The organism is Pontibacter sp. LHS2 (assembly GCF_058932845.1).
The window spans coordinates 145900-171286 of record NZ_JBZYWG010000005.1 but is presented as its reverse complement, the minus strand read 5'-3'; the positions used below and the strand labels follow the sequence as shown (position 1 = coordinate 171286).

At 47.8% G+C, this 25387-nt stretch carries 23 protein-coding genes; 14 read left to right on the top strand and 9 right to left on the bottom strand.

Annotation, left to right across the window (positions count from 1 at the left end):
• Positions 1–207 precede the first annotated feature (207 nt).
• The 5 genes from aspA to AC5FX6_RS20915 all read right to left on the bottom strand — a co-directional run bounded on the left by aspA (position 208) and on the right by AC5FX6_RS20915 (position 5815).
• Positions 208–1617 carry an aspartate ammonia-lyase gene (gene aspA / locus AC5FX6_RS20935; protein ID WP_493598911.1) on the bottom strand — a complete coding sequence of 470 codons (1410 nt, stop codon included), beginning with the start codon at positions 1615–1617 and terminating at the stop codon, positions 208–210.
• A gap of 29 nt (positions 1618–1646) precedes the next feature.
• Complete coding sequence (locus AC5FX6_RS20930; RefSeq protein WP_493598910.1) at positions 1647–2831, bottom strand: ribonuclease D; 1185 nt, start codon at positions 2829–2831, stop codon at positions 1647–1649.
• 131 nt (positions 2832–2962) lie between these two features.
• On the bottom strand, positions 2963–3193 hold the full coding sequence (locus tag AC5FX6_RS20925) for a hypothetical protein (RefSeq protein WP_493598909.1): 231 nt from the start codon (positions 3191–3193) through the stop codon (positions 2963–2965).
• Positions 3194–3527: 334 nt separating this feature from the next.
• Positions 3528–5252 carry a M28 family metallopeptidase gene (locus AC5FX6_RS20920; protein WP_493598908.1) on the bottom strand — a complete coding sequence of 575 codons (1725 nt, stop codon included), beginning with the start codon at positions 5250–5252 and terminating at the stop codon, positions 3528–3530.
• 77 nt (positions 5253–5329) lie between these two features.
• Complete coding sequence (locus AC5FX6_RS20915; RefSeq protein WP_493598907.1) at positions 5330–5815, bottom strand: very short patch repair endonuclease; 486 nt, start codon at positions 5813–5815, stop codon at positions 5330–5332.
• Between the two features lie 206 nt (positions 5816–6021).
• Between AC5FX6_RS20915 and AC5FX6_RS20910 the strand changes: the two genes are divergently transcribed.
• From AC5FX6_RS20910 to AC5FX6_RS20890, 5 genes are all read left to right on the top strand, one after another.
• Positions 6022–8775 carry a 2-oxoglutarate dehydrogenase E1 component gene (locus AC5FX6_RS20910; RefSeq protein WP_493598906.1) on the top strand — a complete coding sequence of 918 codons (2754 nt, stop codon included), beginning with the start codon at positions 6022–6024 and terminating at the stop codon, positions 8773–8775.
• Between the two features lie 99 nt (positions 8776–8874).
• On the top strand, positions 8875–10443 hold the full coding sequence (gene odhB / locus AC5FX6_RS20905; protein ID WP_493598905.1) for a 2-oxoglutarate dehydrogenase complex dihydrolipoyllysine-residue succinyltransferase: 1569 nt from the start codon (positions 8875–8877) through the stop codon (positions 10441–10443).
• 253 nt (positions 10444–10696) lie between these two features.
• Positions 10697–12100, top strand: a complete 1404-nt coding sequence (lpdA, locus tag AC5FX6_RS20900) for a dihydrolipoyl dehydrogenase (RefSeq protein ID WP_493598904.1) — start codon at positions 10697–10699, stop codon at positions 12098–12100.
• Positions 12101–12240: 140 nt separating this feature from the next.
• On the top strand, positions 12241–12450 hold the full coding sequence (locus tag AC5FX6_RS20895; RefSeq protein ID WP_493598903.1) for a hypothetical protein: 210 nt from the start codon (positions 12241–12243) through the stop codon (positions 12448–12450).
• A gap of 84 nt (positions 12451–12534) precedes the next feature.
• Positions 12535–13320, top strand: a complete 786-nt coding sequence (locus tag AC5FX6_RS20890; RefSeq protein WP_493598902.1) for a pentapeptide repeat-containing protein — start codon at positions 12535–12537, stop codon at positions 13318–13320.
• Positions 13321–13359: 39 nt separating this feature from the next.
• Here AC5FX6_RS20890 and AC5FX6_RS20885 read toward each other — a convergent pair whose 3' ends face one another.
• A complete protein-coding gene (locus tag AC5FX6_RS20885) occupies positions 13360–14361 on the bottom strand; it encodes a S41 family peptidase (protein ID WP_493598901.1) in 1002 nt (333 codons plus the stop codon).
• 232 nt (positions 14362–14593) lie between these two features.
• Between AC5FX6_RS20885 and AC5FX6_RS20880 the strand changes: the two genes are divergently transcribed.
• Positions 14594–15688, top strand: a complete 1095-nt coding sequence (locus tag AC5FX6_RS20880; RefSeq protein WP_493598900.1) for a sensor histidine kinase — start codon at positions 14594–14596, stop codon at positions 15686–15688.
• A gap of 19 nt (positions 15689–15707) precedes the next feature.
• Positions 15708–16460, top strand: a complete 753-nt coding sequence (locus AC5FX6_RS20875) for a LytR/AlgR family response regulator transcription factor (RefSeq protein ID WP_493598899.1) — start codon at positions 15708–15710, stop codon at positions 16458–16460.
• Positions 16461–16472: 12 nt separating this feature from the next.
• Here the strand turns inward: AC5FX6_RS20875 and AC5FX6_RS20870 are convergent, their stop codons facing one another.
• Positions 16473–17036: a hypothetical protein gene (locus AC5FX6_RS20870; RefSeq protein WP_493598898.1), complete on the bottom strand. Its 564-nt coding sequence runs from the start codon at positions 17034–17036 to the stop codon at positions 16473–16475.
• Between the two features lie 309 nt (positions 17037–17345).
• On the opposite strand from AC5FX6_RS20870, the gene AC5FX6_RS20865 reads away from it, so the two are divergent.
• From AC5FX6_RS20865 to AC5FX6_RS20850, 4 genes are all read left to right on the top strand, one after another.
• A complete protein-coding gene (locus AC5FX6_RS20865; protein ID WP_493598897.1) occupies positions 17346–18065 on the top strand; it encodes an ABC transporter ATP-binding protein in 720 nt (239 codons plus the stop codon).
• Between the two features lie 41 nt (positions 18066–18106).
• Entirely contained in the window at positions 18107–19351 is a 1245-nt protein-coding gene (locus tag AC5FX6_RS20860) for an ABC transporter permease (protein ID WP_493598896.1), read from the top strand.
• Between the two features lie 191 nt (positions 19352–19542).
• Complete coding sequence (locus AC5FX6_RS20855; protein WP_493598895.1) at positions 19543–20793, top strand: ABC transporter permease; 1251 nt, start codon at positions 19543–19545, stop codon at positions 20791–20793.
• 43 nt (positions 20794–20836) lie between these two features.
• Positions 20837–21934: an efflux RND transporter periplasmic adaptor subunit gene (locus tag AC5FX6_RS20850; protein WP_493598894.1), complete on the top strand. Its 1098-nt coding sequence runs from the start codon at positions 20837–20839 to the stop codon at positions 21932–21934.
• Between the two features lie 55 nt (positions 21935–21989).
• Here the strand turns inward: AC5FX6_RS20850 and AC5FX6_RS20845 are convergent, their stop codons facing one another.
• Positions 21990–22580 (bottom strand): membrane-associated protein, encoded by a 591-nt coding sequence (locus AC5FX6_RS20845; protein ID WP_493598893.1) that lies wholly within the window; start codon positions 22578–22580, stop codon positions 21990–21992.
• A gap of 165 nt (positions 22581–22745) precedes the next feature.
• Here AC5FX6_RS20845 and AC5FX6_RS20840 point away from each other — a divergent pair, with 165 nt between their 5' ends.
• Together AC5FX6_RS20840 and AC5FX6_RS20835 are read left to right on the top strand one after the other, a co-directional pair.
• The gene (locus AC5FX6_RS20840; RefSeq protein ID WP_493598892.1) at positions 22746–23243 is read left to right on the top strand and encodes a CHRD domain-containing protein; all 498 of its coding nucleotides are present in this window, start codon (positions 22746–22748) and stop codon (positions 23241–23243) included.
• A 91-nt stretch (positions 23244–23334) separates the two neighbouring features.
• Complete coding sequence (locus AC5FX6_RS20835; protein WP_493598891.1) at positions 23335–23814, top strand: GNAT family N-acetyltransferase; 480 nt, start codon at positions 23335–23337, stop codon at positions 23812–23814.
• A gap of 15 nt (positions 23815–23829) precedes the next feature.
• Here AC5FX6_RS20835 and AC5FX6_RS20830 read toward each other — a convergent pair whose 3' ends face one another.
• Entirely contained in the window at positions 23830–24372 is a 543-nt protein-coding gene (locus tag AC5FX6_RS20830) for a DUF4864 domain-containing protein (protein ID WP_493598890.1), read from the bottom strand.
• A gap of 157 nt (positions 24373–24529) precedes the next feature.
• Here AC5FX6_RS20830 and AC5FX6_RS20825 point away from each other — a divergent pair, with 157 nt between their 5' ends.
• Entirely contained in the window at positions 24530–25321 is a 792-nt protein-coding gene (locus AC5FX6_RS20825; protein WP_493598889.1) for a phosphatase PAP2 family protein, read from the top strand.
• Positions 25322–25387: the final 66 nt, after the last annotated feature.

The window sequence follows — 25387 nt, the reverse complement described above, 5'->3', positions numbered from 1 at the left end:
CAAAGCGAAGGTATCTGTTAAAATTGTTGTGATTCTTACCCACATACTTATAGGTATAACTTAAACTGAATTGAAGTACTTAGTTATGGGATGTTAAAAGTTTTATAAGCTTTATTTCCTATTATTTTCGTCGCTACAACACCAGACAATAAAAAAGGGGCTGCATTTGATCAAATGCAGCCCCTTTTTTATTGATTACTCTGTAGACTATATATTGATGAACTTCGGATTGATCAGGTTCTCCATGGAAAAAATTTCATCCCACTTAGCCTGAGTGATCAATTTACGCTCTAACACTGTTATCTCATGAATAGACTTTCCTGTTGCTAATGCTTCTTTAGCGATGGAGGCTGACTCTTCATATCCTAAGATCGGGTTGAGTGAAGTCACAATGCCTATGCTGTTCATAACCATATTGCGGCAAATCTCTTCGTTGGCCGTAATGCCATCAACGCACTTGCTTTGCAAGGTATAGCATGCATTCTCCAGGAAAGTCAGAGAATTAAATAAACTGTACGCTATCACTGGCTCCATGACATTGAGTTGTAACTGACCAGCTTCCGCAGCCATCGTTACTGTCATATCTGCTCCTATCACATAGTAAGCAGTTTGATTAACTACCTCGGGTATCACAGGATTCACTTTGCCTGGCATAATAGAAGATCCTGGTTGCATGCGCGGGAGGTTAATTTCATTTAAGCCTGCTCGTGGGCCAGATGATAACAAACGCAAGTCATTGCAAATTTTAGACACTTTGATGGCGCAGCGCTTCATGACACCAGAAACCTGTACATAAGCTCCTGTATCGCAAGTAGCTTCGATCAGGTCTTCTGCAAGCACAACTGGCACACCCGAAATCTCCTTCAGAATATCTGTTACCATCTGAGGATAACCCTGCGGTGCGTTGATAGAAGTACCGATAGCCGTAGCCCCCATGTTAATCTCACAGATTAGCAGCTTGACTTCGTGCAGACGCTGTATATCTTCTCTGATTGTAGTCGAAAAGCCATGAAACTCTGCTCCTAAGGTCATTGGTACAGCATCCTGCAATTGGGTACGTCCCATTTTCAGTACTTCTTTAAACTCATCTGCCTTCCGTCCAAAGGCTTGCTGTAAAGCTTCCAGACTTTCGATGAAGGCCTGTATTTTCCAGTAAAGTGCCAGTCTGAAAGCAGTAGGGTAAGCGTCGTTTGTAGACTGTGAGCAATTCACATGGTTATTGGGGTGAAGGAAGTTGTACATTCCTTTCTGGTGACCCATATACTCTAAGCCAACATTAGCAATCACTTCATTCACGTTCATGTTTACGGACGTGCCTGCACCTCCTTGTATCATGTCAGTTACGAACTGATCCAGATACTCTCCAGCGATCAATCTGTCACTGGCATAAACGATCGCATCTGTTACTTCTTTGCTTAGTACGCCGCATTTGTGGTTCGCTAGTGCCGCTGCTTTTTTTACGTAAGCAAAAGCTTTTATAAACAGAGGCTCTTTCGAGATAGGTGTACCTGTTATGTGAAAGTTCTCGAGTGCGCGCGATGTTTGAATTCCATAGTAAACTTCATGAGGGATTTCTTTTTCTCCCAGAAAGTCGTGTTCAATCCTTACTGTATCCATGCTTATGATGTGTTCTTAAAGACAAATTTTTATTCGCCTGTCTGCTGTGGAGCAGTTACAACAGGTATTTCTATACCTAGGTCCTGCGCAACGGCCAGCACAATGTCGGTGGCGTACTTTTTGGTGCAGCGTAGTTTGCCGTTCTGGCTGTAATCGGTAATCAGGCTTTGGTTGATGATGAGCTTAGAAACATATTCTCCATACCGCTTGATGATTTCTTTCTGCACCTCCGTCAATAGCTCCTTGCGGCGTTCTGTTTCAGGAGTCCGCATTGGTCTATGAAAACGATGCTCCGGATAATCATGGCTGATATGATTTGCCTTGGCTGCTTCTTTAGCCTCGTGCAGCGCTTCCTCTAACATGCGCTCATTCTTTGGTTTCTTCAGGTTGCCATGTATACCTCGTGTATGGTTAAGCCATTCGTGCAGATCCGTGTTAGGGTTATTAGCTAGCTCAACCAAGGCATCATTGGGAATGACAAAGTGAGCAGGCTTGTTGAATTGCTTAGCTAAGTTCTCTCTGAAGGTATAGAGGTTTTTCAGGAGATACTGCTGGTAATAGTTAAGGCGGTAGGAATGTTTTAGCCGGAGGTGCGGGTTTTCTGATTCCGTATACTTCAGTTGCTCTAACAGATAGTCCTCTTCTTCGAGCCAGTGCATACGGTCTAGCTTCTCGATTTCCTGAAGTAGCTTCGCTTTGATCTCATGCAGGTAAATAACATCAATTGCTGCGTAGCGAAGCTGATCTTCAGTAAGAGGGCGCTTGTTCCAATTACTGGATTGCTGAGACTTATCTATCTCTTTTCCGAACTCTTCCTTCAGTACCGTTGCAAGTGAAGAGCGCTCGTAATTAAGAATTTTAGCGGCTACATCTGTATCGACTATACCTTTCAAGGAACAGCCCATCTTATCAAGCAACAGAATGTCGTTATTGGAGTGGTGAATGATCTTTGTGATAGCAGGGTTTTCCATTAGTTGGTAAAACGGCTTCAGATCATCAATGTAGAATGGATCAATAATAAAGCAAGTGCCTTTGCCGTCAGCAATCTGGATCAGGCAAAGGTTGAAGCCATAGGTATAGCGGTTTTGATCAAACTCAAGGTCAACGGCCAGTTCACGGCACTGCTCTAATCGCTCGACAGCCTGACGCAAGTCAGCATCAGACGCTACCAGTACAATTGTTACACCGTCCTCTTCTAAAGATAATTTTTCCATTGGCTAAATTTAAACAAGTATTAAGCCATATCCATACGCCGTGTACTATTTTTCTTTTACAGGTATAGCATAAAAAAGCCCCCTTCCATTACACTGGAAGAGGGCTTTTTAAACTAATGTATTTATGTATGCTACTGTATAGGTCTTTCTTCCGGAATATCGTCCGCTACACCATCATTTACGGTTGTATCCATAACAGTAGTAGTATCAGCTTCCATGTCCATATCTGCATCCATATCGATGTCAGAGGTTTCTACCTCGTCTATGCGGTCAGTTTCAGTTGCGGTGTTGTTATCAGAACCACAGGCCGTGAAAGCAAAGAAAGCGAATGCAGCAAATGCAAATTTTATTGTCTTTTTCATGATATTCAAGTTTTGTTAAACAAGTAAATTTGTACTTATTTATTCGGTTTATACGGAAAGGTAACCCCAGAGATTATATTTTTTTGTACAAATACCTGCGAATGCTCCTCAATATACTGTAAATGGATGTTTTTCGGGGGTTAAGAGAGCAGTTTATAGAATACATAGTTTGAGGTCTATTATGAGAGCTTGATTATAAAATAGGATATTATTTATTTTAGCCATGGGTGAGGCTGGTGAATTGCCAGTTTATCCGAACACTAAGGATAGAATCAAAAAAGAGCCTTCTCAGTTTTCCGGGAAGGCTCCTATTTTTGTGAAAGATTGGGTCCTACTATTTGCTATTAGATAGAGACTTCTCTCTTTTCGCTCTGAATTCGGACTTTTCACGCCACTTCGGGTATGTGTCACCATTTGCTACGCGATACCCCACTCTAAAGTAAAGCTGTAAGTCTTCAACAGCACCGTCCAGGTTCCAGTCATCGTATACCTCATCGCCCACCTTATGATAATGTTCGGCTGTATACTGCTCTTGTTTTTTGGTAATGAAGTCGGCTGGCTGATCGCGGGCGACTATACCTGATTTGGCATATAATGCAGGCACACCTTGCTTGGCAAACTCAAAATGATCAGAACGATAAAAAGAGCCTTTCTCAGGAGACGCCTCCGGCACGATGCGACGATTCTGCGTGCGAGCCTCTTCTGCCAGCACATCTTCGAGGTCAGAGTTGCCATACCCGATCACGATCACATCCTCAGTAGGGTGATAAGGGTTGAGCACATCCATGTTGATGTTAGCCAGTGTTTTGTTCAACGGGTATAACGGGTTAGATGCATAATACTTAGACCCAAGCAATCCTTTTTCTTCAGCGGTAACAGCCAAAAACAAAATCGAGCGTTTGGGCTTTTCGGGTAGTTCTGTGAAAGCTTTGGCCAGTTCAATCAGTCCAGCTGTGCCACTGGCATTGTCCATGGCACCGTTATAGATCTGGTCGCCCTGTAGTTTCTCATCCTTGCCCAGGTGGTCCCAATGGGCCGTGTATACCACATACTCATCTTTCAGTTTCGGATCTGCACCTTCCAGCTTAGCGACCACATTGCGAGACTCGATCTCGCGCAACTGGTTCTTGATCGTGAAGTTGGCTTTCGCATTCAGGGGAACTGGTTTAAAGCCCTTCTGAGCAGCCGCATTCTTCAGCTTTTCAAAGTTATTACCGGAAGCATTGAAGAGTTCGCGTGCCTTATCTTCCGTTATCCAGGACTCCACCGCTACACGGTCCATGTTCTTGCCTGAATTGCTAATGTCAAAGTTCTCACGGCTCCAGCTTCCCGATACTACTTCATAAGGGTAGCCAGCCGGTCCGGTTTCGTGAATGATAATAGCGGCGGCAGCGCCTTTCTCTGCCGCTATCTCGTACTTATAGGTCCAGCGACCATAATAGGTCATGGCCTTTCCACCAAACATAGTGCTATCCAACTGCTCAGGATTACCTGTACTAGGTATAGGCGGATCATTGATGAGCATGACGATGGTCTTGCCTTTTACATCTAAGCCTTTATAATCATCCCAACCGTACTCAGGTGCCACGATGCCGTAGCCTACAAACACCAGATCAGAGTTGGTTACGTTTACATCCTGCACAAACCGGCGTGATACAGCTACATAGTCGTCAGGGAAAGACAGGTTGATAGTTTTGCCGCCAGCTGTAAAGTTTGCCTTAGGCTGTGCTGTAAAGCCAAACATAGGAACGTTCTGCACAAAGGTGCCATCCGGATTGCCGGGCTGTAAGCCTAGTTTCTTAAACTCACGGGTAAGGTAGTTGACAGTAGAATCTTCGCCAACGGTACCGGGGCTGCGGCCTTCAAATTCATCTGATGCCAGCACACGAATGTGTTGCAAGAGGTCGTTCGCGTTGATGCTCTGTTGGGCAGCAAGTAAGCCAGTCGTATCACTGGCAACAGCGGTGCGTTCATCGCTGTCTGCTATCTCTCTGGAATTCTCATTACAGCTGTAAGTCAATAGGCTGAGCAAAGCCAAACCAATCAAATCTTTCTTCATAGGGTGGTGTAAGTATGTTGAGTTACTGAAGATAATACTTTTATTCAAGCCTATAGTTACGGCCGCCTGTATTTTGATCAAGCGGCTATTTCCCAGCTGGCAGGAACGCCTTGATGCAAGGTTTTAATCAGACTCAGGCACGAAGAAAGATCCTGATACAGTTGGCACTCCCTTATAACTACCCGCTGCCAGCCCGCTTCCCGATAGAGTGTTTTGTTCCGCTCGTCACGCAACAGATTATTTGTAAACTTATCTTCCCAGAATCGTAGGTTTGACTTGGGAAAAGCAGGTTGGCAGTAAGGACAGCGGTGCCAGAAGCAGCCGTGCACAAAAATGGCGAGTCGACGGGACGGGTAGCAGATGTCAGGCTTGCCGGGGGCTTTGCGCCAATGGATGCGATAGCCACGCAAATCATTCTGCCATAGTGCGCGACGCAATAAGAGTTCAGGCTTTGTATCGCGGCTCTTATTAGCACGCATGTACCGGCTCACTTTTTCCTGAGCAGTCAGAGGTTTGTTGGGTGCTGTCTTCTTATACCTTTTAGCTTTTCTGCGGGCTGCCAATCGTAACAGATGTGTAGATTCTAGCCTTTAACAAGGTATAGCCACAAGAAGTGCCGCAAGCAAGGAAATACAATCCTACTATATAAATGTTACAATGTAATGTATGATGCTGATTGTTAGGTGTATTTGCTTATGCGAATGTATAAAGTTTGATTTCTTATAAATACTCTTAACTTTGCCTTTACACACAGCCGTAAACATTAGTTATGGATAAATATACCTATATCGCCAATGCGCACGGAGCCTACATTGATGAGCTGTATAAAGCTTATCAGCAGGATCCTGAATCCGTTGATTTTGGATGGCGCAAATTCTTCGAAGGCTATGAATTCTCAACTGCTTACACTGAGAATGGCCACGAAACAGCGGAAGCTCCAGCTGTTGCCCCTGCCAAAGCCACAGCTGCAGGTGAGTCCGATAAAGAAGTCGCAGTACGCAACTTTATATACGCCTATCGCAGCCGCGGACACTTGCGCTCTAAGACAAACCCGGTTCGTGAGCGTAAAGACCGCAAGGCACTGCTGGACCTGAAAGATTTTGGTTTATCAGAGGCTGACCTGGGTACGGTTTTCCAGGTAGGTGAAATTATTGGTATAGGACCTGCTAAGCTGCGCGATATAGTAGCAGCAGTTCAGAAAATATACGAAGGCCCGATCGGTTACGAGTACATGTACATCCGTGATCCGGAAGTACTGTCCTGGTTGCAGAATAAGATCGAGAACGAGTCTTTGAACTTCAACCCGGGTATTGAATACAAGAAGCGCATTCTTTCTAAACTGAACGAGGCGGTTGTATTTGAGAACTTCCTGCACACAAAATTCTTGGGTCAGAAGCGTTTCTCACTGGAAGGTGGCGAAACGACTATACCTGCGCTGGATGCCATCATCGACAAAGCTTCTGAGCTAGGTGCGAAGGAAGTGGTGATTGGCATGGCGCACCGTGGCCGTTTGAACGTGCTGGCCAACATCATGGGCAAAACCTATGAGCAGATCTTCTCTGAGTTTGAAGGTACGGCTACGCCAGACCTGACCATGGGAGACGGTGACGTGAAATACCACATGGGCTTCTCCTCTGAAGTGGATACCCCATCTGGCAATAAAGTAAACCTGAAACTGGCACCAAACCCATCGCACTTAGAGGCGGTGAACCCAGTAGTGGAAGGTTTTGTACGTGCCAAGATCGACTGCATGTACGACCGCGATCCGAAGCAGATCGTGCCGATCCTGATCCATGGTGACGCAGCTGTTGCGGGTCAGGGCATCGTGTATGAAGTGACTCAAATGGCGAAGCTGACAGGCTACCAGACAGGCGGTACCATCCACTTTGTGATCAACAACCAGGTAGGTTTTACAACTGACTTTGAAGACGCACGTTCTTCCATCTACTCTACTGATGTTGCCAAAATCATTGATGCACCAGTGCTGCACGTGAATGGCGATAACCCGGAAGCGGTAGTATTTGCCGTACGTCTGGCCACGGAGTACCGTCAGAAGTTTGGCAATGACATCTTTATTGACATGGTATGCTACCGTCGTCATGGCCATAACGAGGCAGACGAACCGAAGTTCACACAGCCGCATCTCTATAACCTGATCTCGAAGCATCCGAACCCACGTGAGGTATACAACAAAGAGTTAATCAGCAAAGGAGATATTAATGCAGAACTGGCGAAGACAATGGACAAGGAGTTCCGCCAGATGCTGCAGGACCGTTTGGATATGGTGAAGCAAAAGCCGCTTCCATATAACTACCAGTCACTGGAGAAAGAGTGGAAAGAGCTGCGCCGTTCCAAGCCGGAAGATTTTAATCAATCGCCTGAAACAGGTATATCAGAGGAAGTAATCCAGAAAGTAGGTACAGCACTTTCAAACGTGCCGCAAGGCTTCAAGCCGCTCAAGCAGATTGAGAAGCTGTTGAAAGAGCGTAAGGAAATGTTCTTCGAAACTCGTCAGTTGAACTGGGCTGCCGCCGAATTGCTAGCTTACGGTTCCATCCTGGCTGAGGGCAGAGTAGTACGCTTAAGCGGACAGGATGTGCAGCGCGGTACCTTCTCGCACCGTCACGCTGTGCTGCGCGACGCTAACACCAGTGCTCCTTACTCTAACCTGAACTACATCCAGGAAGACCAGGTAAAGCTTGAGATCTACAACTCTCTGCTATCAGAATATGGTGTGCTGGGTTTTGAGTTTGGCTATGCCATGGCTAACCCGAATGCACTTGTAATCTGGGAAGCACAGTTTGGTGACTTCGCCAATGGTGCACAGGTAATGATCGACCAGTTCATCGCCGCTACAGAGTCTAAGTGGCAGCGTATGAACGGTGTGGTGATGCTGTTGCCGCACGGCTACGAAGGTCAGGGACCGGAACACTCCAACGCCCGTCCTGAGCGCTTCCTGCAGCTGGCAGCCGAGAATAACATGTTTGTGACCAATATCACAACGCCTGCCAACTTCTTCCACTTCCTGCGTCGTCAGCTGGCCCTGCCATTCCGCAAGCCGGCCATCAACATGGCGCCTAAGTCATTGCTGCGTCACCCGAACGTGGTTTCTCCTGTAGAGGAATTCACCAAAGGTGGTTTCAGAGAAGTGATCGGTGATAACTACGCTTCTGCTAAGTCAGTGAAGAAAGTGTTACTGTGCACTGGCAAGGTATACTTCGACCTGTTGGAAGAGCAGCAGAAGAACAAGCGCAAAGATGTAGCCCTGATCCGTATGGAGCAGCTGGCGCCATTCCCGAAAGTGCAGTTGGAAGCTGAATTGAAAAAATACAAGAACGCCAAGGTATACTGGGTACAGGAAGAGCCGGAGAACATGGGTGGCTGGATGTATATCCTGCGCATCATGCGCAATGGCATTGAAGATGTAGTGGCACGTAAGCCAAGTGCGTCACCTGCAACCGGTTACAACAAGATCCACGGCAAAGAGCAACAGGAGCTGGTTGAACGCGCGTTTGCGATATAATTTAATGAGCAGGTATAGGGGGATTAACTCGACTGATTTAGTCTATTATACCTGCTCGTTCGTAAGTCATAATTCGTAATTCATAATTTATAAAAAAATATGAGCTTAGAAGTTAAAGTGCCTGCTGTAGGTGAGTCGATCACCGAGGTAACCATAGCCCAGTGGCTAAAAAAAGACGGCGACCGTGTGGAGATGGACGAGGTGATTGCTGAGCTGGAATCTGACAAAGCCACCTTTGAACTGCCCGCAGAAGCCGCAGGCATTTTACGCATCGTTGCGCAGGAAGGCGATACCATTGATGTGGGCGCCACGATCTGCCGCATCGAGCAAAACGGTGAGGCCGGTGGCGCACCAGCTGCCCCTGCCGCCAAAGAAGAAACCGCTGCCCCGGCTGCACAGGAGTCTGCTCCTGCCGCTGCACAAGGCACTGGCGAAACAGTAGAAATGCGCGTACCAACCGTAGGCGAATCTATCACAGAAGTGACGATCGCCAGCTGGTTGAAGAACGAAGGTGACCACGTAGAAATGGACGAGGTAATCGCCGAACTGGAGTCTGATAAGGCGACGTTTGAGTTGCCAGCCGAGGCTGCCGGTACACTGCAGATCGTAGCGCAGCAAGGCGATACCGTAGAGATCGGTGGCCTGCTTTGCCGCATCGTGGCAGGTACTGGTGCAGGCGCTTCTAAACCAGCCGCTCAGCCGAGCGCTCCGGCCGCACAGCAGGCTTCACAGCCAGCTGCCGCTGCTCCATCTGGCGCACAGACTTATGCATCCGGTACGCCATCGCCAGCTGCTGGCAAGATCCTTTCTGAGAAAGGCATCAACCCAGCTGATGTGCAAGGTACAGGCCGCGACGGTCGCATTACAAAAGAAGATGCGATGGGTGCTCAGAAATCAGCTGCACAACCAACTGCCGCTCCGGCTCCTGCTGCAAAGCAAGAAGCTGCTGCTCCGGCTGCTACCGGCGATCGAAACCAGCGTCGTGAGAAAATGAGCTCACTTCGTAAGACAGTTGCCCGCCGACTGGTGCAGGTGAAAAATGAAACGGCTATGCTGACTACTTTCAATGAGGTAGACATGAAGCCGATCATGGACATCCGCGCCAAGTACAAAGACAAGTTCAAAGAGAAGCACGAGGTAGGTCTTGGTTTTATGTCCTTCTTCACGAAGGCTTGTACTGTAGCCCTGCAGGAGTGGCCGGCTGTTAATGCTCAGATTGACGGAAATGACATGATCTTCAATGATTTCTGCGATATTTCCATTGCAGTTTCGTCACCAAAAGGTCTGGTTGTTCCGGTTATCCGCAACGCAGAGCAGCTGACGCTGGATGGCATCGAGAAAGAAGTGATCCGTCTGGCCAAGAAGGCACGCGACGGGAAACTTTCAATCGAAGAGATGACTGGCGGTACCTTCACGATCACCAACGGTGGTGTGTTCGGTTCTATGATGTCAACGCCGATCATCAACGCGCCGCAGTCAGCTATCCTGGGTATGCACAACATCGTGCAGCGTCCGGTTGCTGTAAACGGTCAAGTAGAGATTCGCCCAATGATGTACCTGGCCCTGTCTTACGACCACCGCATCATCGATGGCCGCGAGTCAGTAAGCTTCCTGGTTCGAGTGAAAGAACTTCTCGAAGATCCGATGAGATTGCTGTTAGGCGTTTAATTTATTGATATAAGGAAGGAGGGGTAAGCGAAAAGGTTTGCTCCTCCTTTTTATGTTATTATAATTGCATTATGGCGCGAGCGTCCTCGCTCGTGACTTATATAGTGGGGCCTCCGGCCCATTTGGCTATACCTGAATTATAAGCTTGGTAGGCCAGAGGCCCACCCATAATAGACTCGAGCAAAGACGCTCGTCCCATATTAAAAGAAATCAAATACAAACGAGAGTATACCTCTCTTCAAAGTATAGAAAGATGAAATACGACGTTACAGTAATCGGTTCTGGTCCTGGCGGGTATGTAGCAGCTATACGCTGCGCACAGCTGGGCTTGAAAACCGCTATTATAGAGAAGTATAATGTGCTGGGCGGTACTTGCCTCAACGTGGGCTGTATACCTTCTAAAGCACTCCTTGATTCATCAGAGCATTATCACAATGCGGCGCATACCTTTAAGGAGCACGGCATCGAACTGAATGATCTGCAGGTGAATATCCAGCAGATGATCAAGCGGAAGGGCGAAGTAGTGAAGTCGAACAACGACGGCATCGCTTTCCTGATGAAAAAGAACAAAATCGACACGTACTATGGTCTGGGTTCGTTCGTGAACAAAAACACGATCAAGATCGCAGGTATAGACGGTCAGGAGCAGCAGATCGAGACAGAGAAAACCATCATCGCGACAGGTTCTAAGCCTACTGCGCTGCCATTCCTGCCAATCGACAAGAAGCGCATCATTACTTCTACAGAAGCTTTGTCGCTGACGGAGGTTCCTAAGAAAATGATCGTGATCGGTGGCGGTGTGATCGGTCTGGAGCTGGGTTCTGTGTATGCCCGCCTTGGTACGAAAGTGCAGGTGATCGAGTACATGGATGCCATCATCCCGACGATGGACCGTGCGCTCGGCAAAGAACTGCAGCGTGTGCTGAAGAAAACACTCGGCTTCGAGTTCTTCTTCAACCACAAAGTGACCGGCGCTACCAACGAGGGCGAAACAGTGACTGTGACAGCTGAGAACCCTAAAGGTGAGACAGTGACGTTTGACGGTGACTACGTGCTGGTGTCAGTTGGTCGTAAGCCATATACCGAAGGACTGGGCTTGGAGAACGCTGGTGTGCAGATGGGTGAGCGCGGTATGATTGCCGTGAACGATCACCTGGAAACCAACGTGCCGGGCATCTACGCGATCGGTGACGTGGTGCGTGGCGCTATGCTAGCGCACAAAGCCGAGGAAGAAGGCGTGTTTGTGGCCGAGACCATAGTAGGTCAGAAGCCGCACATTAACTACAACCTGATTCCAGGTGTGGTGTATACCTGGCCGGAAGTGGCAGGCGTAGGCTTTACCGAAGAGCAGCTGAAAGAGCAGGGCCGTGCTTACAAAACCGGTTCATTCCCATTCAAAGCGTCGGGCCGTGCCAAGGCATCAATGGACACTGATGGCTTTGTAAAGGTGCTCGCTGATAAAGAAACTGATGAGATCCTGGGTATGCACATGATCGGTCCGCGTATCGCTGACCTGATTGCAGAGGCAGTAGTGGCGATGGAGTTCCGTGCTTCGGCTGAGGATATTTCCCGCATGAGCCATGCGCACCCAACTTATACAGAAGCTATCAAAGAGGCTTGTCTGGCAGCGACTGAAAACCGCGCTTTGCATATCTAATTTGGAATCATTTATCAGTCCAAAACAGCATCATTCCGCAAGGGGTGATGCTGTTTTGCTTTATCACTATATAGGGATGATAACTCTCAATATGGATTTTACGTTGTATTAAAACATGAAAAATTAAACCAGGTACAGCCATGAACAAGCCGCAGCAGTCCTTCGACAAAGCTTTTAAAATTTTGCTTGGGCTCGGCATTCTGCTTCCATTTCTGGTAGCGAGTTATACCTGTCAATTGCTCTGCTCCAGCCTTGTAGAACGAGTACTTACCTTTGGCGCAGTTTTCCTGTTCGTATTTTTGATTTTCTGGATCGTGGCACGCACCATCGTGCAACTTTTGGATGAATAATTATTTTGTCAGGCAACCATCCTCCTGCCTGTTTCATCTTAGGGGTATAAGCTGATTTTCAAACCACTAATTATACCTTAGACCATGAAAAAATCATTCCTACTCCTTTTTCTGTTAGTTGTTCCTTTCCTGACGCAAGCACAAACACGTGTAAACGCCTCCGAAATCATCGACAAGATAAACCGTGGTGAAGCCGTCACTTACAAGAATGCTTTGATTGTGGGTGTGCTGGATCTGACAACGCTGGATAATATGCGCATCGAGAAAAAATCTGACGATAAGTACAGCACGAAAGAGTATCTGAGTACTGTGAAAGTGCCACTAACCTTTATTGACTGTACTTTTAAAGATGATGTACTGGCTTACTACAACTCTGACAATCAGGACTTAAAGCTATTCAACAGAAAAAACGAGGTATTCAATGCTAACTTCGATAAGGCGGTGCGCTTTGAGAACTGTGTGTTTGAAGGGTATAGTGCATTTAAATACTCTAAATTTAAAGACGACGTATCGTTTGCAGGCAGCCGTTTCCGAAACGAGGCAAACTTCAAGTATAGTAAGTTTTCGCAATCAGCTGACTACAGCAATGCGAAGTTTGAAGAAGAAGCCAATTTCAAATACGCCAACTTCCCACAGACTGCCAGCTTTAACCGTGCTACTTTCAGGAGAGAGGCAAACTTCAAGTACACGAAGTTCAGTCAGGATGCCAACTTCAGACAAGCGAACTTCAGAGGTTTGGCCAACTTCAAATATACCAAAGTGGGTAACAATCTGGACTTTCAAAGAACTGAGTTTAATGGGGATGAAGACTTTAAGTATACACAGGTGAACAACCGCAAAGTATCAAGAGCTGACCTGGTGAATAACTAGTTGTTAAATAAGAAAGGCCACCCCTAGGGGCGGCCTTTCTTATTTTCTGGCGTTTTTGAGATGTTTGATTGCTGCCTCCAGGTATAGTGCGTTGTTTTCCTTTTCGTTATCAGTCAGGCTAAGCTCAATATCAGGGGTGATGCTCTTACCGTATACCTTGCCGTTCCGGTCAGTGGCTTTTGTAGTGGTCAGGTTCAGCCAGGCGCCGTCAGACAAAACAAAGGGCTGATTGCTGGTCGTAAGGCCCAGTGTGCTGGTGCCGATTAGCTTGGTACGTTGTCTGCCGATAAAGGTGATAGCTGCAAACTCTCCCGAAGAGCTAGTGGATTTGCTCACCAGTACTGCAACAGGCAAGTTGCGTTTCTTTACTTTATAAGGTTTCGCAATTGTGTATTCCAAGCTATCTGTCAAACCTGTGATAGTGCCGTTTTTGTAAGTTTCGTGTCTAAGGTTACCATCCGCATCGGTATAACCTATCCAGTTGCCATCGCCTAAAATCGGGAGTAAGCCTGCCATGGTGGGTTCAAAATTGCCTCCTTGGTTTCTGCGCAGATCTATAATCCATCCTTTCGGCTTCTGGGCATCCAGGCTTTTAATGATGATTTGCAGGGAGTCTGTGAAGGCAAGTTGTTCTTCATTAAGAAAAGCGGCGAAGCCCGGAATAACGATCATGGCGTATTTCCCCTCCACCATGCGCCCCGATGGCATAGGCAATTTCTGAGAAGTGGCCTCCTCGTAGCTGTACTTCGATAATATCTTAATCACTTCGGCGCCATACAAGCCACTGTGCCCGTCACCCAACCGTTGCAGCGCTTTTTCTATAACCGGATAGGTGGCTCTTATTGACGTAGCGGCCTTCGCATCTTCCAGTGTTTTGGCATAAAGCGTTTCCCAGTCTGTCGTGTGCTTTTTCAGGGAGTTCTTTTTCATGATGTCCAACACCTGCACCACGTATGTCTGGATGGAGTCGGGCAATGCCTGTGCAAAGGAAAGCTGTGCTAAGGCAAGGAAAACAAGAAGGAGGGTGAGCGGCTTTTTCATGGAGCTAAAGTTTCGTTTTATATCAGTTTGCTTGTTTCATATAACTGATACAAACATACTGGCTCCTGAGTGAAGGCAACGGCAGTAATACAGCAACTGCCTATATCAATTGACGAACCGGTCTTTCACTACATATACGGCTTGTTACACGAGGTAGAGCGGTTGGTAAAGTAAATTGGGCAGTTGCTGTATTTTACCTGCGATGTTCTGTTCAATTCATTTATTTTTAGGGATGAATAAGAAGAAGATCATCCTGTTTCATTGTCTGTTCTGGTTTTTCGATTTCTTCAAAGACGCGGTTTACGGTTTCCAGTACTACTACTTTTATGATGCCCAGTATACTCTGGCGTCACTTTACAAAACCACAGCCGTTGACTTTGTGCGCACGCTATTGACGGCAGCACTGTTTTACCTGAATGCCTTGGTACTGGTACCTCGTTTTTTTGGCAAAGGCAGGTATGGAATTTATGCGCTCAGTGTGTTGACCTTGCTGGTGGTTTTTACACCGGTACACTATCTGCTGGAGGTTATCCTGTTGAAGTACTTTAATTGGGCTACCTATGGACGGGAAATCACCATGATTTGGATCTTTCAGAGTGTGCTGAGAGGCAGTCTTATGTACATCTTATTAGGTATAGCCTATGGGTATGTAGTGGATTACTTTAAAACACAGGAAGAGAAAAAGGAACTGGAGAAAGCAAAAATGGCAACAGAGCTGGCCTTTCTGAAATCACAGATCAATCCGCATTTCCTTTTTAATACCATCAACGACATTTACTCACTCACCTACCAGAAATCTGATCAGGCGCCAGAGGCATTGCTCAAACTTTCGGCGCTGCTGCGCTACATGCTACGCGAAAGCGAGGCAGACAAAGTGCTGCTCTCGAAGGAGGTAGCATACTTGGAGGATGTGATAGACCTGCAGCGCATCGGTTTGAAAGGCCAGGCTTTTATTGAGTTTGAGAAAGAGGGAGCTATTGACCAAAAGCTGATATCGCCGCTGGTGCTGATCGCTTTTGTGGAGAATGCCTTTAAACACGGTGTGTGCGATGATCCAAACCATCCGATCCACATCAATTTAGCTGTAGAAGGTGATACCTTGTTATTCGGGGTGCTTAACTGGAAGAACAATGACCAGAAAGACAGAACAGGAGGTATAGGGCTGGTGAATGTACGGCGCCGGCTGGAGCTGTTATACCCTGATTGCTATACCCTGGAGATTACAGACGAGCCGTCTACCTTTGAAGTGGAACTGGCACTGCAATTAAATGCCATGAAATCAATTCAACCAAACCAGCACCAAGCTATACCTGCCGCACCGTACTAAGCCTGACATGAACAACCAAATGAAAACAATACGCTGCCTTGTGGTAGATGACAAGCCGCTGGCGCTGGACATCCTGACAGATTATATTCGGAAGATCGACTTTTTAGAACTAGTGGCCAGCACCACCAGCGCTTTGGAGGCATTGAAGCGAATAGAACGGGAACAAATAGACCTGATCTTTTTGGACATCCAAATGCCTGAGTTGACAGGTATACAGGTTATGAAAATCATCGGTGACAAGTGCCGGGTTATCCTGACAACTGCCTACACCGAGTATGCACTGGAGGGTTATGAGCACAACGTGGTGGACTACCTGCTCAAGCCGATTGCTTTTGATAGGTTTTACAAAGCAGCACAGAAGGCACGGCAGCAGCTGGAGGCTAGTATCCCATCTATCACTACTATGCCTCCGGCTCAGTCAGAGGAAAGAGCTCCGGAGACAAGTAGCCGAAGTTTTATCTTTGTGAAGACGGAATACAAGATCGTGAAGGTGAGACTGGATGACATTCTGTATGTGGAGGGGCTGCAAAACTACGTGTCCATCTATACCCGCCACGAGCGTATCTTATCACTCCGGAACATCAAAAAGATGCAGGAGCAGTTGCCTGCGCAGCAGTTTGTACGGGTGCACAAGTCTTATATCATCTCACTTGATAAAATTGACTCCATTGAGCGGAACCGGATCTTTATAGGCGATGCCGTTATACCTGTTGGCGACACCTTTAAGGATAATTTTATGGAATTGATCGAAAATGCCAATAGGAGAGAGTAGCAGGATAAGCGGTCACTGCTGCAGTAGGTTGAACATCTTTCCCAAGCCTTCTTCAGGTGAATAAGTAGGTATAGGCGCTAGCTCCAGCCATTGTGCGCGCACCTGGTTGATCAGTGATAGGTCTGGTGGTGGCTGCTTACGCAATGCCACAATGCTGGCTGCGATGGCGGTTTTGAGAGTATTAGCCTTCACTCTGATCGTATACTGGCTATACCTTGCCGGGTGCAGGTGCACATGCCTTCCTTTCATGACGCCCCATCGCAGCACCCACTGGCTCGTGTCAGATAGTGTCACCAATCCATAATCTGCATCATCGCTGCCGGATAGGTAGATCTGGTATGCTTCTGGCTCCAGGATCTGATGCTTTTGCAGGTATAGGATTGTTTCGTGGGCAATCTCCTGTGCAGGAAGCTCACCCAGGTATAGGTCGAGCTGTGAGCTGCCTATCGTTTTGAGCAGTGCTACCAGATACGCATCTTCCGCATTAGTACAAGTCTTTATAAACTCCCGAATATAACCCAGGTGATGTTTGAGTGGATGGAAGAGGATAGGGGCGGATATATCCGAGTATCGCATAGCTTTTCTACGGAAAGTGCGCCTGGTAAGCAAAATATTTACGATACCCCAGGCAACCTGCCTTCCCTCTTTTTCATCTTTATGATGAGCACGGCAAAATAGTCGTGTATTGAGTTTCGTTTTAACTTAAATAAGACCTTAGGTAACTGGAGCTTGTCTGGTGTACTGTAATTGGTTGATAGATAAACTATACCTATCAATCGATATAATGTCGCTGTAGGTATAAGATTCAGAAAACTTAACGCTATATAGAGCACTTTGCAAAGCAATTACTTGTAATTTATTTGCCACCATTTTTGTCTGCTGCCTATGATACAGTTGGAAAATATACACAAATACTATGCGGTGGGGCACAACAAACTGCATGTGCTCAAAGGCATTAATATGCACATAGAAGAAGGTGAGCTGGTGTCGATCATGGGCTCTTCGGGCTCCGGCAAATCCACTTTGCTCAACATCCTCGGTATTCTCGACGATTACGACAGCGGCAGCTATACCTTAGCGGGCACACCTATCCGCAATTTATCGGCAGCGAAAGCGGCTTACTACCGCAACAAGTTTCTAGGCTTTGTATTTCAGTCCTTCAACTTGCTCTCTTTCAAGAATGCGATGGAAAACGTGGCCTTACCGCTCTATTACCAGAACGTGGGTCGCAAACAGCGCAACAAACTGGCACTGGAGTACCTCGACATGGTGGGCCTGAAAGACTGGGCAGAGCACTCCCCCAATGAAATGTCAGGCGGACAGAAACAACGTGTCGCTATTGCCAGAGCGCTTATTTCGCAACCCAAATTAATCCTGGCCGACGAGCCAACAGGCGCCCTTGACACGCAGACCTCTTACGATGTGATGGACATTTTCAAGGATGTCAACAGCAAAGGGATGACCGTGGTGATCGTGACGCACGAGAACGATATTGCAGCCCAGACGCACCGCGTCATCCGGCTCAAAGACGGCTTGATCGTGCACAATGACCACAGCGCAGAAGAGGCTGTACTGGCTGCAGAGGCCGTAGCAGCCAAAAGCTAAACCAGAAGGACAAGCACTAATAATAAACAACAAGCAATCAGATGTTCGACCTAGACAAATGGCAGGAGATACTCGGGACGATGCAGAAAAACAAGCTGCGTACGTTCCTGACCGCTTTTGGCGTGTTCTGGGGTATCTTTATGCTAGTACTGTTGCTGGGTGCCGGCAAGGGGCTGGAAAATGGGGTATACAACCGTTTCGGAGCCGGAGCCAAGAACAGCATCTACTTATGGACCGGCAAGACGGCATTGGCGCATAAGGGGATGTCGCCGGGGCGTGAGATCAAACTGACCAATCAGGATATCACGTCAGTACACCGCGATGTGGATAACGTGCAGATACTCTCACCCCGCAACCGAGTTTTGGGGGAGTATACTATCAATTATAAAACCAAGAACGGCTCTTATCAGGTGTTTGGTGCTGAGCCGGGTTTCCTGAAAATAAACGGAGAGATACCGTTCAGAGGCCGCTTGCTCAACGAAATAGACGAGCGTGAAAAGCGCAAGGTCGTTGTGATTGGTGATCAGGTAAGCAAGGTATTGTTTGGGGAAGGCGACCCGGTGGGAGAGTACGTCAACATCAAAGGGATACACTTTAAAGTAGTCGGCACTTTTAAGATGCGCGGCAACAACAGTAGCCGTCGTGAAGAGCGGGCCTATGTACCTTTCTCGACGCTGCAAGCCGCTTTTAACCAGCCCAACCAGGTACAGATGATGGCACTGGTAGCTGAGCCCGGTGTGAGCGCCAAAACCATGGAAGACCGTCTGCGCAACTTACTGGCTGAGCGGCATAAGTTCTCCAGTGAGGACAAAATGGCCATTGGGGTAGAGAATACCGAGGCGGAGTTTCTGAAAGTGATGGGCCTCTTCAATGGCATCAAGATATTTGTGTGGATAGTAGGTATAGGCACCCTGATCGCTGGTATTGTGGGCGTGAGCAACATCATGCTGATCATTGTGAAAGAGCGAACCCGTGAGATCGGAGTGCGCAAAGCCTTGGGGGCGACCCCTTTCTCTATCGTGAGCCTGATTTTGCAGGAGTCTGTGGTGATAACGGCCTTTTCGGGTTATCTGGGCTTGCTGGCAGGTACAGGTGTGCTCGCAGGTCTGGAGTATTTGATGGAGTCGTCGGGTGCAGAAGCACCTTTCTTCGCCAACCCCGAGGTAGACCCCGGTGTGGCGCTGGCAGCTACTCTGATCCTGGTTATTTCCGGAGCCCTGGCCGGTCTGATGCCTGCCCTGAAAGCGGCCAGGATCAAACCGATAGAAGCGCTAAGGGCAAGTTAATTTTGATTTAGTGATTGAGAGTGGTTGAGTAAATTATCTAAAAGATGGAAAATAAATTAACGAAGCTTATGAAGCATCTCGATTACCTGAGGGGTCTTCACCATTAAATTCTGCCTATCCCAAATTTTAATTCAATCATTCACTAAATCAAAACTCACATAGTCACTAAATCACTCATTCAAAACTAGAGTATGATCGACATTGATAAATGGACCGAGATTTATAACACCGTAAAGAAGCACAAGTTGCGTACGGCGCTGACGGCTTTTGGCGTGTTCTGGGGCATTTTCATGTTGGTGCTTTTGCTGGGTGCAGGCAAGGGGCTGGAGAAAGGGATTACCTCAGAGTTTAATGTGGCTAAGAATGCCGTGTTTGTGTGGACGCAACGTACGAGTGTGCCTTACATGGGGCTGAAAGCAGGCCGCTTTATCCAGATGACCAACGACGATATAGAAGCCATTCGGACATTTGTGCCGGAGGTGGATGTGATTGCACCGAGTAATCAACTGCGAGGCAGCTTCTCGGTGGTATATGGTACCAAAAGTTCGGCCTTTACCGTGAATGGCGAAACGCCCGAAGTACTACACGTGAAGCCGACTAACATCTTGAGTGGGCGCTTCATTAACCAAAAAGATATAGTGGAACGCCGCAAAGTAGCGATAGTGGGGCCACGTACCTTAGAGCTTCTATTTAGCGAAGGCCAAGATCCGATTGGCAAGTACATCAGCATCAAAGGCATCTACTTTCAGGTGGTGGGTACTTTTAAGCCGATCGGCAAAGACGAGGAAGTAGTGCAGGACGCTCAGACCATCTATATACCTAACACGACCTTGCAACAGGCCTTTAACCAGCCAAACCAGGTGAACTTTTTTGCCATGACACCCAAGACAGGTATACCTGCTGCGGTGGTGGAGGAAAAAGTAAAAGCCCTGTTGATGAAACGTCACAAAGTGGCTCCGACGGATCTGAAGGCTTTTGGGTCGGCCAACGTGGAGAAAGAGTTTCAGGATGTACAGGGGCTGTTTGCAGGTATAGCTGGCTTTAGCTGGCTGGTGAGTATCGGGACTATTATTGCCGGTATCATCGGGGTCGGCAACATCATGCTGATCGTGGTGAAGGAGCGAACCAAGGAAATAGGTATACGCAAGGCCCTGGGTGCTACACCGCTGTCTATTGTGAGCTTGATCATACAGGAATCCATTGTAATTACAGGCTTCGCCGGCTACATCGGTTTGCTGGCTGGCACCGGGCTCATCGCAACCATCGAAGGCTTTATGGTGGACAATAACGTGCAGGCAGGCTTCTTCGGACCGCCGGAAGTGAACCCGACCGTAGCCGTAACCGCTACTATTCTACTGGTGGTAGCCGGTGCGCTGGCTGGGCTTATACCTGCCACCAAAGCGGCCCGCGTGAATCCGGTCGTGGCCTTGCAGGAAGAGTAATTTTAAGCATCGAATAACAAAGAACATAATTGAGTATAGCACTATGAAAAAAGTTTTTATCGGACTGTTTGTGATTGTCATGCTGGCCTTGTCTGTTTGGCTGGGTCGGTACTTCTACAACAAGGCCAACACCGACCCGATCGTGTATAAAACGGAAGAGCCTTTTGAGGCAGACATCGTGAAAAAGACAGTGGCCACAGGCTCCATCGTGCCGCGCAAAGAGGTGGAAGTGAAGTCGCAGGTATCAGGTATTGTGGAGGAGCTCTACGTAGAGGCCGGGCAGATCGTGAAGCAAGGGCAGCTGCTGGCCAAGATCAAGATTGTGCCGAACATCGTGAACGTGAACAATGCCCAGAACACGCTGGAAACTGCCCGTATTAACTTCGAAGAAGCTAAGCGTGAGTTAGCTCGCCACGAGCAGCTCTACGAGCAGAAGGTGATCGCCGAACAGGAGTACCGCCGCTTTAAATCGGACTATGACCTGAAGCGCGAAGCCCTACAGTCAGCGGAGAGTAACCTGCAGCTGGTGCGGGAAGGTGCCTCCAAACGCAGTGGACAGGCCTCTAACCTGGTATACTCTACCATCGACGGTATGCTGCTGGATGTGCCAGTGAAAGTGGGTACTTCCATTATCGAGCGCAACAACTTCAACGAGGGCACCACCATCGCCTCCGTGGCCGACATGCGCAGCCTGATCTTTGAAGGTAAGATAGATGAATCGGAGGTAGGCAAGCTGAAAGAAGGCATGGACCTGATGCTGACCATCGGTGCCATTGAAGGGCGGGTGTTCAATGCCGAGCTCGAGTACATCGCCCCGAAAGGTGTACTGGAAGAAGGATCCATCAAATTCCCGATTCGTGCCAAGGTACTTCTCGACGAGAAAGACTTTATACGGGCAGGGTATAGCGCCAACGCTGACATCGTGCTCGACAAGCGTGAGAACGTAATGGCGGTGAAGGAAAGCTTGTTGAAGTTTGAGAAAGACAAGTCGTTTGTGGAAGTGGAAACCGCCCCGCAGGTGTTTGAGAAACGTGAAGTGAAAACCGGCCTTTCAGACGGCATCAACATTGAAGTGGTATCCGGGCTGAAGACTACCGAGAAGGTGAAAGTGCCGGATGCGAACGCTACGCAGAATATTTAATTGTTTAATTAGAGTGCATAAAAAAAGCGGGTTATACCCGCTTTTTTTATGCACTCTAATTAAACAGCCACTGCAGGATAAAGTGTGAGGGTAGAAAGATGCACAGAGGGAAGAAGAGCATGGTCAGGGCAAAGTACAGGCCTCTGGGTATAGCTTGCTGTGGCTCATTGCCCGGACCGAATACCCAGTTAACATTTTCTTTGGGGTCGGTGAGGAAGTAGCTGAGCGGCACTACCACCCACGCCAGAGCCGTCTGGTACCAGATAGCGCGGGTATCGTAGCCCCACTCGATCAGCAGCCAGATCACAATGGCCGGCAGAAACACATGAAACAGCGACAAACCTCTCAGAAACAGACTTTTGTCCGGGTGAAACATATAATCACTCAGGCCTAGCAGCTCCTTGCCAGTGAGCAAGCGACCAAAGTAGTCCACATTCCAGACAAGCTCCAGTCCCAATACGCCCACGGCCATCATACTCAGCAACAGGTGGTTTTCCGTCCAGAGCACGATGCCCACCGAGAAAAGCGCCACATCCGAGAACCAAAGAAAGTTGCCCGGGCCGTAGTGTTTCCAATATACGGGCACTAACACCAGTAGAAACAGGGTATAGGCAATCGTCAACCAAAGTGGAATAGTCTCGGGCATGAATTCAGACGCGTTCGGTCAATCTTTTTATACTCATGTTTATCGCCTAAGGATTGCAGGGGGTTCATAAACGGAATCGAATTGCACTTACTGGTTAACAATTGGCGGCGAGAAGAGTAAAACAATATAAGATATTGATTGATAAAAGCTTAAAATATTTAGTCTATGAAACGCCAGGATATAATTGCCAGAAAGATAATGTTCTATTGTTTAGTCGTGCTGAGTTGTTTTGCTTACGCCTGCGACAACGATGATGAAATGGATGACATGCTCGAAAGTGAAATTGAGTTCACAAACGTGGAGCTGTCCGGAGAAAACGAGGTGCCAGCTGTTGCCACAAGCGGATCAGGCTCCATTACGGCTACCTACGATCGCAGTACCAGGATACTGACTTATAACTTTAGCTGGACACTCGGGAATCCAAGTGACAATACAGTAGGGATACACTTTCATGGTCCGGCCCTGGCCACTGAGAATGCCCCTGTTGTAATACCAATCGAAAATCACACGGACAGCTATACCGGTACTGTCACAGGCACGACACGAGAGCTGACGCAGACCGAAGAGGACCAGTTGCTTGACGGAAGATGGTACCTGAACATACATAGCACTACCTACCCAAATGGTGAGTTGAGGGGGCAGTTGTTGCGTGGGGAAAACTAGGTATAAACTTGTAAGGAGAAATCCTTTTGTAATGTCCTGTTTGGGAATGATGTAGGTATAAGTGTAGATTTGCAGCAAATTAGAATGACCTATGCACTTGGCTACTACTGAAGCTACCGTACAGATACTGGATTTCGAGCCGCCGCACGCCGCCGTCTTCCGAGCCCTTAATGAAGAGTGGATTACCCGTTATTTTGTGATGGAAGAAGCCGATCACAAATCGCTCGGCAATCCGCAGAGCTATATTATTGACAAAGGTGGCTATATCCTGATGGCTAGCTACCAAGGCGAGGTCGTGGGGACTTGCGCGTTGATTAATGATGGGGATAATGTGTATGAGTTAGCTAAGATGGCAGTGGCTCCTAAGGCGCAGGGACTCAAGATCGGTAAACTATTAGGAGAGGCAGCCATCCAGAAAGCCCGGAATGCAGGAGCCCGTATGGTATACCTGGTATCGAACCGTAGACTTGAAACAGCCCTGAATCTATACCGTCGCTTAGGTTTTGTAGAAGTGCCGATGCCGCCGAGCATCTACGAGCGTGCCGACATCAAAATGGAATTGCCGCTGTAAAAACAGGTATAGCCGCTAGATCAGGCTGGTTTGGCGGTTTGAGTCCTGCCGGGCGACACCTACTGTCATCCAGCAGCCTTTGTACATGCCTTTTCGCTGCTTGGCGAGTATAAACAGGTAAGGCACTTGTTCTCCATTGGCTCCTTTGATCACCACAAGCTGATAAGCTGTATCATCTGTTATCACCATCTTACCCGTTTTGTATGAAACAAAGTTGAGCATCGGGCTATAGGCGGGATCGCGCACCATCATTCGGAAATGGTTGAGTGGTCCCAAACTTACCCGGCTGGTAGGAGATGAAAAGTTAAACACGGTGATAATGCCGCTATCTGTAACGTCGTTTCGTTGTAAGGCGTGAAGTTGGATTTTGATAACCTGACGAGGAGAAAGCGTCTTGGAGGGCTTCAGAAAACGGGCTTTTGAGTTCATAACCGTTTTGGCTTCGTCCGAGGTATAGCGTATATGATCTTCCGCATTCATCTCGGGCATAGCCGGAAACTGAACCCACAGCAACGCGAGCAGTATGACCCCTACAGCGAGCAGGAGTTTGTCGTACATATTTTCAAACCCTCTCATGTTAAATATGTACTTTATATAGAGCTAATAAGTTGTTAATAAATCATTTTGCTATGTGAACGGCTTATTTTTGCGGGTAAATGATCATTGCAGTATATCAAATTGAGAGAATTGCGTATAACAGTTGGATTTTTCCTTTATGCGGCATTCCCTTACATATCTCTTCCAAAACCTGAGAAGCTGGCTGGCGAAACAGCCGCTGGTGCAACAGTTTTACCAGCGTTTTCCCAGGCTCTCTTCCTTTGTCCTGCGCCGCTTCGATACCACGACTTTTATTGGACTGCCACTATCCATCTTATTGCTGGTCATCGGCGTCAATGCTGCCTTGCTTTCTCAACTGACAGAAGATGTGATCGAGTCGGAAGGGGTGGTGCACATTGACAAAGCTTTTACAGCTTTCCTTTACAGCATGCGCAGCGAATGGCTGAGTCAGACCTTCTATGCACTTACCCAGTTGGGTACCCGGGAAGCAGTGTTTGCCATCGGAGGCCTGGCTACGATCGTGTTGCTGTACCGGCGACGCTATACGGCGGTTTTAGCTTTCTGGCTTACCATGGCAGGGGTAGGGCTTTCCGTGCAGTACGGTAAGAAATTCATCAGCCGCGACCGACCGACTGAGGTGGCTTTTTATCCGGAGCATAACTTTTCCTTTCCAAGCGGGCATGCCACCACCAGCATGGCACTTTGGGGAATATTGGCCTATTTTGGATATCGCCATATACGTCAGAAGCGCTTGCGCAGTGGAGTGCTTGTAGGAGCCGGGGCGTTGATCTTATTGGTTGGGTTCAGCAGAATCTATCTGGGGGTGCATTTTCTTTCGGATGTCCTGGCCGGCTTTCTTCTGGGAGCTATGTGGGTACTTTTAGGGATAAGCATTGTGGAAGTGATGAGTTACCTCAAAGACCGAAAAAAACTGCGATCTTCTCTATAGAATATAGCCCATATCCTATCTCTTGCGTCGGCTTCTGCGTATAACACCCGACGCATACCCACTAGC